This window comes from Frankia gtarii (assembly GCF_025403375.1).
In the GTDB taxonomy this organism is placed as follows: Bacteria; Actinomycetota; Actinomycetes; order Frankiales; family Frankiaceae; genus Frankia; species Frankia gtarii.
Genome location: NZ_JAMPTM010000290.1, coordinates 1 through 8,242 on the forward strand (window position 1 = coordinate 1; position 8,242 = coordinate 8,242).

Annotated in this window: 3 protein-coding genes; all 3 read right to left on the reverse strand. The window is 74.4% G+C overall.

Annotated features, from left to right (window positions below; all coding sequences use genetic code 11):
- The coding region (locus tag NBZ83_RS27200) for an alpha-(1->3)-arabinofuranosyltransferase domain-containing protein (protein WP_261576054.1) at positions 1-4,896 on the reverse strand (4,896 nt) is incomplete at its 3' end.
- Positions 4,897-4,921: 25 nt separating this feature from the next.
- Positions 4,922-6,292 (reverse strand): glycosyltransferase family 4 protein, encoded by a 1,371-nt coding sequence (locus NBZ83_RS27205; protein WP_261576055.1) that lies wholly within the window; start codon positions 6,290-6,292, stop codon positions 4,922-4,924.
- The gene (locus NBZ83_RS27210; RefSeq protein ID WP_261576056.1) at positions 6,289-8,010 is read right to left on the reverse strand and encodes a hypothetical protein; all 1,722 of its coding nucleotides are present in this window, start codon (positions 8,008-8,010) and stop codon (positions 6,289-6,291) included. The genes NBZ83_RS27205 and NBZ83_RS27210 overlap by 4 nt, the downstream gene beginning before the upstream one ends.
- Between the last annotated feature and the right edge of the window lie 232 nt (positions 8,011-8,242).

Here is an 8,242-nt window from a genome sequence, read left to right on the forward strand (position 1 = left end):
GCCCGGCCCGTCGGGAGGCTGCGCCGGCGGCGCGGCCGCGGCCCCTCGACGCCCCTGGAGCACCGTGACGAGCTGGTCCGTGGCCAGCAGCAGCACCGCAAGCCACGACACCGTCGCGACCCGTCCGAACGCCTCCACCCAGTCACCGTTTGTCGGCAGCGAATGGCGGACCTGGACCTCCAGCACGTACAAGGCGCTGACCGCCAGGCAGGCCGCCGGCCCGACCCGGGTCAGCCACCTGCCCCTCGGCGCCAGCAGCGCGATCGCGGTGGCCAGGGCGACGACGATCCCGGCGTTCACCGAGACGAGGACCGTGGCGAGCAGCCCGGCACCCACCACCGCGCCCGCCGTCGTCCGCCGGTCGACCCGCGCCGGGCGGATCGACCAGGGGTCGACCGTCGGCAGGTCCGGCTCGGGCATGGCCGCCCCCGCCGCGTGCGCCGCCGCCACCCGCCGCCGCGCGCGGCGGGTGGTGAGCAGCAGCAGGGCCAGGAAGAACACGACCGTCACCGCGGACAGCACCAGCGAATACCGGACGATCTGCTGCGGCGCCCAGGTCAGGGTCACGGTGAACGCCGCGGCCGTCGGGGTGACCCGCCAGCCGTTGGCGTAGCCGTCGACGAGCCGCGGCGTGCCCGCGTCGGCGCCGTTCACCGTCGCCTTCCAACCCCGGGACAGGCTCTCGCCGAGCACCAGCCAGAACGGTGTCCCCGGCTGGGCCCCGGTGACCTGCGCGGTGAACGACGTCGCGCCCGAGGACTGGACGGTGATCCGAGGCGTCGCGGCGGTGCCGGTCGCCGCCGGGGTGCCGGTGGCCGTGCCGGCGGTGGGAGCAGCGGTGGCGGCGGTGGGGGTGCCGGTGTCGCCGGCGCCCAGCCAGGGGCCGCCGCCGGCGTCCGAGGCGAGCAGGAGCCGGTCGAGGTCCATGCCCAGCTTGGCGCCGTCCCCGGTGGTGATCGTGTGCTCGCCGGGGCCGAGGGGGAGTGCCCCCCCGCAGGTGGACACCCGCAGGCCGAGGCGGTTCACCGCGTCGGCGGTGGAACCGTCGACGCGCACGCTGACCGGGTGACCGTCGACGCTCAGCAGGTCGTCCCGGCAGGTCCCCGACAGCTGCGCCGGCAGCAGGGCCGAGGCCGTCCCCGTGTTCGTGCCCCCAGCCGTGCTCGTGCCCCCAGCTCCAGCCACGGCCGGGGGCTGGGTCGGAGCCTGGGCCTCGGTGGCGCCGCTGGCCAGGCCGGGCAGCCCGATCTCGGCGATCCCCACCGGCATCGACAGCGGCGACCGGCTGATCGGGTCGATGCTCTTGACGGTGCGCACGTCGTCGACGACGAACCGCCAGGTGCTGCCGGTGACGGCCGGGAAGGTCAGGGTCACCTGCCGGGTGCCGCCACGCTGGGTGGTGTCGGTGACCGGCGGCACGGGCACCGAGCCGACGACCTGGCCGTCGACGATCAGCCCGATCCGGGTCGGCACCGAGTGTCGGCCGTCGGCTACCAGGGACATCGTCACCGAGGAGGTGGTGATCGGTGTCGGCGAGACGACCTGGAGCCAGCTGCCCTCGGGGTCGCCGATGCCGTGACTCCACGCGGTGGTGACGTCGCCGTCGAAGGCGCTCGACGACCGCGCCGCGATCGAACCGGGCAGCCGACCGGACGAGGTGACGACGGGCAGGTTCGACGGCCGCCCGAGCAGGCGGTCGATGTGGTCGTCGGCGGCGTACGCGGAGATCCGCGCCGTGCCGGTCAGCGCGAACGTCCGGGCCGTGGGCAGCGCGAACGACCGGCTGATGATCTCCTCGGTGTCCTGCTTGAACGGCTCGGCCGGGTTGGCCCGGTCCCGCGACATCTGCAGGGCCAGGCGATGGCCGAGAGAGGAGGCGCCGGCGGCGTCGAGGCTGTCGCTCGGCATCCGCAGCACCTCGTCGGCGGTCAGCGGCCTGCCGTCCGCGCCGGGGATCTCCACCTCGGCGAAACCGACCGCGGAGACGTTGTCGTAGGTGCGCTGGCGGCCGAAGTTCGTCGCGTCGACCCGGATGTGCAGCGTGCGGAACGTGCGGCTCGGGAAGCTGACGACCTGGCCCGCCTCGGTGCGCGACGACGGGCTGAGGTCGACGGTGACGGGGGAGCCGCCGTCGAAGGTCAGCGTCGCCCGCGTGATCCACCGGTTGCGGGGCCCGGCCAGCGGCTGGATGAGCCGGACGTGGTCGGTCGTGGTCGGCGCGGCCAGCGTCGTCTGCCACGCCTCGCCGGACGGGTCGGTGAAGGCGCCGACCCGCCAGGCGGTGTTGATGTCGCCGTCGATACCGCGCACCGGCCGGTCCCACGGGCCGTAGGCGAAGGAGTTGCCGTAGCCCGACGCCGTCACCGCGGCGATCTTCGCCGGGGCGCCGGGGGCGTGCAGGGTCAGCGTGGTCTCGTTGGCGGCCGTCTCGTCGGCGAACAGCGGCAGCCGGTTGTCGTTGGGGTCCCTCGTCAGCGGGGCCACGCCGGGCTGCTCGACGTAGCCGAAGTTCTCCCGGACCCCCGTCCAACGCTCGGCCCGCAGCCGGTTGGTGTCGCTGACGAGCAGGTCGGCGCCGTCGTCGAGGGCCTGGGAGAGCTCGCCCGGCTTGCTGGCCAGCTCGGGGGCGTAGAGGATTGCCCGCCCGGACGCGACGGGCTCGGCGAGCAGCCCGGAGGCGGCCGCGTCGACCAGCGCCTCCCCGTTGCCACTGACCAGCAACGGCCGAGCGGTGGTGGCGGTGCGCACGATCGGTTGGGTGTTCGAGACCGGGAAGACGGCCAGCGCCGGGGGGTCGGGCACCGAGGTTTTCGTCCCGAGGGTGATCTCGTCGGTGAAGGGGATCCCCGGATCCTCGGCGATCGGCGGGCCGTAGGTCTGGGGTGCGCCGAGGCCGGCCGGGCGGGCGGCGGTGAACAGATCCCACGTCGCGCGGGGCCGCGGGGTGCGGTAACGCTCGTAGGCGAGGTTGCTGCGCAGCATCACGTCGCCGACGCCCATCAGCCGCGCCAGGTCCGGCACGGCGGAGGTCTCCAGCACGCCCTCCTGCATCCGGCGGTCCAGTGAGCGGACCAGGTCGACGGTGCCGGCCTCGCCGTACGGGATGAGTTCGCGCAGGACCAGCGGCCGATCCATCAGTCCCTCGGTGACCGGGTCGAGGGTGCTGCCCCAGCGGTAGTGCGAGAAGTCGGCGCCGGGCAGCTCCAGCACCCGCGAGCCGTCGTCGCCGGCGTCGAGCGCCTTGGCGACCTGTGTCTCGTACGCGGGGACCTGCTCGGGACGTTGCAACAGCGGCTCGACGAACTCGCCGCGGAACAGCGGCGACATGTCCGCGGCGATGATCACCAGCACCAGCCCCAGCGCGAGCTGCGGGACCCCCGGGCGCCAGCCCCGGGCGCCACCGCCACCGGCGCGACGGCCACCGGCGCGACCGGCGGCGCGCCGCCCACCGCCGCCCACGTCTGCCCCGGCGGCCGCACGCGCCGCGTAGCGCTCCTGCAGGGCGGCCAGGCCGCCGGCGAGCAGCACCGACAGGCCGAGGACGACCATCGGGACCGCGCGAGGCAGCGAGCGCAGCGCGAGCCCGGCCGTCGATCCCTCCGCGAAGTCCTTGAACAGCCGACCCCAGGGGGAGGGGTCGTCGTAGGGGTAGACGCCGACGGCGATCGTGGTGCCCAGCAGGATCAGCGCGACGAAGTAGCCGCGATGCCCCCAGCGGATCGTCGAGGCCGCCGCGAGCGCGAGGATCGGCAGCGCGAAGCTGATGACGATCAGCCACAGGTCGTGCGTGTAGTGGGTGGCCGGCCCGATCCACGGGCCGAGCGCGTCCTGGCCGTAGAAGAACCAGTTGCCGAGCCCCCGGAGCACCTCCGATGCCTGCGAACTGCTGGCGACCGTCTCGATCGTCTCGGTGAAGGCGAGCACGTTCAGCCCGTAACCGGCCTGCGTGTACAGCCCGGCGATCCACCACGCCGAGGTGACGACGACGGCCAGCACCGCCCTGGTGCACATGCCCACGGCGGCGCCGAGGCGGACCTCCCGGGTGCCCCATACCGCGAACGGCACCCACAGCAGCGGCGCGAACAGGATGAAGATCAGACTGGAGGCGTTGATGCTGCCGATCGTCGTGACGACCAGGGCGAACGCGGCGGGGAAGCGCCAGCCCGTCGGCCGCCAGCCGGCGCGACCCGGCTCGGCCTCCCGCAGGCCACGTACGGTGATGCCGATCAGCCAGCCCAGCCCGGCGTAGGGCAGCAGGATCGCCGAGATCCGCGCCTCGTACTCCAGGACGTAGGGCGAGAGCATGTAGCCGGCGGCGGCGACGAATGCGAACCGGTCGGGCCAGTGGAACGAGCGCAGCAGGAACAGCACACCGGTGCCCGCGCCGAGCAGGATCGAGCCCGTCCACAGCCGCTGCGCCACCCAGTCGGGCAGGCCGGCCGTGTCCAGCAGCCAGTAGAACAACCCCTGCGGGTAGAGGTAGCCGATGTTCTGGTGGGTGACCGTGCCCATGCCGATCGCGGGGTCCCACATGGAGACCGCCCGGCGCAGCATCCGGCCCGGGTCGAGGTAGAGATACGCCTTCGTGTCCGCGCCGATCCTGCCGGGCGCCGTGGCCAGCAGCGGCAGGTAGGCCACGGCGGCCAGCACCAGGGTCGGCCAGGACGGCAGCAGCCGGCGGCCCCGCGACGCCGCCGCGCCGGCCCGGCCGGACGGGCCCGGCCGCTCGCCGGACCGCGGGTTCGGCCGCTGAGCCGGGTCCGCGGGATTCGCGGGGCCTGCGGAACCCGCCGGGTCCGCCGGGTTCGCGGTGCGGGGGGACGGCGCCTGGGCGGAGCCGTCCGATGACGGCGGGCGACCCCCGTCGGCACCGGACGGTGACGTGGTCAGGGTCACCGGATCACCAGGGTGGTCGCCAGGGTCACCGGCGCTGGCCGATCACGCTCGCGGCGCGGGCCGCGGGGAAGGAGGCGCCGCGCTGGCGGGCCGCCTCCCGCACGAGCGCGGCGAACGTGGCGCGGGCGGTTTCTGCCCAGGTGAACGTCGCAGCGTGGGCCAGCGCACCGGCGGACAGCCGGGCGCGCAGGTCGTCGTCGGAGAGCACGCCGGCCAGTGTCTTGCCCAGATCGGCCGGGTCCTGCACCAACACGCCGGTCTCGCCGTCGACGACCGCGTCGGTGTGTCCGGCGATGCGGGTCGCCACCGACGGAGTGCCGCACGCCGCCGCCTCCGTGATCGTCATTCCCCAGCCCTCCCGCGCGGACGCCGAGGTGAGCACCCAGGCGCGCCGGTAGAGCGAGAGCAGCTCGTCGTCGTCGACGCGCCCGACGAGGCGCAGCCACGTCCCCGCCCCGGCGGCGCGGATCTTCTTTTCCAGCTCCGCCCGTTCGTAGCCGTCGCCGACGATCACCGCCTCCATCGTCGGGTGCTCGTCGTGGGCCCGCAGTAGGCCGTCGATGAGGATGTCGAAGCGCTTGACCGGCACCAGCCGGCCGACGGCGACGACGAGGGGATGCGGGGACCGCTCGCCGGCCGGGGTGAACGCCGGGTCGATCCCCGGTGGCACCACCGAGATGTTGCGCGGCGGCAGGCCGAGCAGCTCGATGATCTCGTGCCGGGACGACTGGGACAGCGTCAGGATCCGGGTGCGCCGGTACAGCGGCGGGGCGATCCTGAACTCCACCGACTCGCCGACCTTCGCCAGCTTCGGCGAGAGCACCATCCGCCACATCTCCGCGTGCACGTGGTGCAGGAACACCACCCGCGGGCAGCGGGCCCAGACGGGGGAGAAGAACGGCATGCCGTTCCAGATCTCCACCAGCCCGTCCCACGGGCCGGTGCGGCCCAGCGCCCCGGACAGTGCCGTGCGCGGGAAGACCGAGTAGCGCCCCGCCTTGCGCACCACCGTGTAGCCGTGGCGGCGGACCGACTCGGGATGGCCGGGGGCGAACGCGGTGCGCAGGCTCACGTCGATGCCCGCCTGCGCCCAGCGCTCGGCGACCTTGTCGGCGTGCAGCTCCGAGCCGCCGGACTCGGGGTCGTCCAGGTCGCGCCAGGCCAGCACGTGCACGCGGCGCAGGCCGGAGGACTCGACGAGCTCGGCGAGGGAGGGAGGCCGAGGGGTGTCCTCGATGCCGGGCGCGCCGAACTGCGGCGCCAGGATTCCCGGCGGCACCGCGGAGCCGACGCCGACCTGCGGCAGGATCAGGCCCGCGGGGGTCGGCGGGATCGTCGCGCCGGGACCGGGACCGGGACCGGGGCCGGGGCCGCGGCCGTTGCTCGGCGCGGTCATGCCCGTGCCGTCCGACGGGCCGCGGCGAGCACCGACAGGCCGGTGACGACGGCCAGCGTCGCCTGGCAGGCGAGATCGGCCCGAGCGGTCGCCGTCGGTGAACCGTCCGCCCACAGCAGCAGGGGGACGGCCGCCGCGGCGGCGAGGGCCAGGGCCAGCAGGACGCCTCGCTCTCCGAGAGCGAGCAGGTAATGGGTGAACAGCACGGTAGCTCCGAGACAGGTCATCGCTGCGGCCAGGGGGAGGAGCGCGCCGGAGGCGTCGGTGAAACGAGGGCCGAAGGCCAGAGAAAGTAGTTTGTCTGGTGCGATGAGAGCGGCCGAGAGCAGCCCCGCCGCCGGTACGAGGAGTATTGCGATCGTCGCGCCAAGTTGATGCAAAGCGTGCTGTCCAAGATGCCGGCGATCGGCGGCTTCCGGCAGCAGGAAACCGGCGAGTACCACCGCGGCCAGCACGATCACCTTGCTGGCGACGGAGACGGCCGCGTAGGAGCCCGACCGGTCCGGGGCGAGCCGGCCCTGCAGCAGCATGTCGACGTTCTGCAGCAGCCCGAGCAGCGCGAGCGCGACCAGGGCGGCGCCGACCTCCACCGCCAGCCGGGCCGGCGTCGCGTCGGACGATGCCGGGGAAGCCGTGGGGGACTGCGCGGCGGATGCGGCGAGTGCGGTGGGTGCGGCGAGTGCGGTGGGTGCGGCGAGTGCGGTGGGTGCGGCGAGTGCGGTGGGGGATGGCGCGGGGGAGTCGGTGCCGGCGATCGGCGCCGCGGCGGCCCGGTCCCGGCCCATCGCGGCCGGGGTGCGGTGCAGGGTCCACCGCACGTGCGCGAGCGCCGCGAGCACGCCGAGCAGGACACCGATCGCCGCGCCGGACTCGTCGAGGCCGACGAGCACCAGGCCGATCGTGAAAACGGTCTTCACCACGGCGTCGACGAGCAGGTTCGTGGCTAGCGCCCGGTACTGGCGGGCGCACTGAAGCAACCCCCGGTCGACGCACAGCAGGCACCACGCCGCCCCCGCCGTGATGATCTCGGCGACGCCGCCGGGGCCGGGTAGCGACAGCTCGCGGGCGACGTACCCCCGCCCGATGATCGCGAGCACCGCGACCACCAGCACGGTCGCGACGCCCACCCGACGGACCCGGTCCACCCATTCCGCCAGCAGGTGCAGTCGCCCGTTGTGCTGCCAGGTGGTGATCCGCCGGACCACCCCGACGAGCAGCGCGCTGCCCGGCATGGACACGACGAAGAAGATTGCGATCAGCTGGGCAACCGCGCCGTAGGACCGGGTGCTCATCGCGCGGGCGATGATCAGCGTCACGCCCATGTTCGCGGCGTTGGCGAGCAGGCCGGCCAGGGCCAGGGGGACGGCGCCGCGCAGTGCGCCGCGCAGCCGGACGCCGCGGGTCTGCCGCAACCGCTTGCGCAGGGTCCAGCCGTCCTCGGTCGGCTCGGCCGGCCTGGCGTCGGCGGGAACCGGAGCGGCCACCGTCGCGCCCGCGGCCAGCGGTCCCGTCGCCCGCGTCCCGGTGGGCAGCGGGCTGGTGGGCAGCGGGCTGGTGGGCAGCGGGCTGGTGGCCGTGGAGCGGCTTATCGCCGGTACCGCCGCCATCGGGCCGGTCGAGACGGGATCCGGCGCGGTTGGACCGGGTCTCGTCCGGTGCGCCGCCGCTCGCCGGACGGTGGGCGAGATGTCCCCCGGCGGGACGGCGTTGCGGTTCATCAGCGTCCTCCCCGACGACACACGCAGGCGTCCTCCCCAGCCGGGGCAGGGAGATGCCCGTGCGCGGCCGGTTCACCCGCGGTGGGGCGGCCGGCGGCGCGCTGCGTCCGGGGAAGGGCGTTCACCTGATCGTCAACGCCTTGCCTGTTGATTCCGCCTCAACAGCGACGTCGGCGTCGACCATCATCGCGATCAACTCCTCGAAGCCCACCCGCGGCACCCACCACAACAC

Excerpts from the sequence above, each read along its gene's own strand:
- NBZ83_RS27205 (WP_261576055.1), bottom strand. The coding sequence starts at position 6,292 with ATGACCGCGCCGAGCAACGGCCGCGGCCCCGGCCCCGGTCCCGGTCCC.
- NBZ83_RS27210 (WP_261576056.1), bottom strand. The coding sequence starts at position 8,010 with ATGAACCGCAACGCCGTCCCGCCGGGGGACATCTCGCCCACCGTCCGG.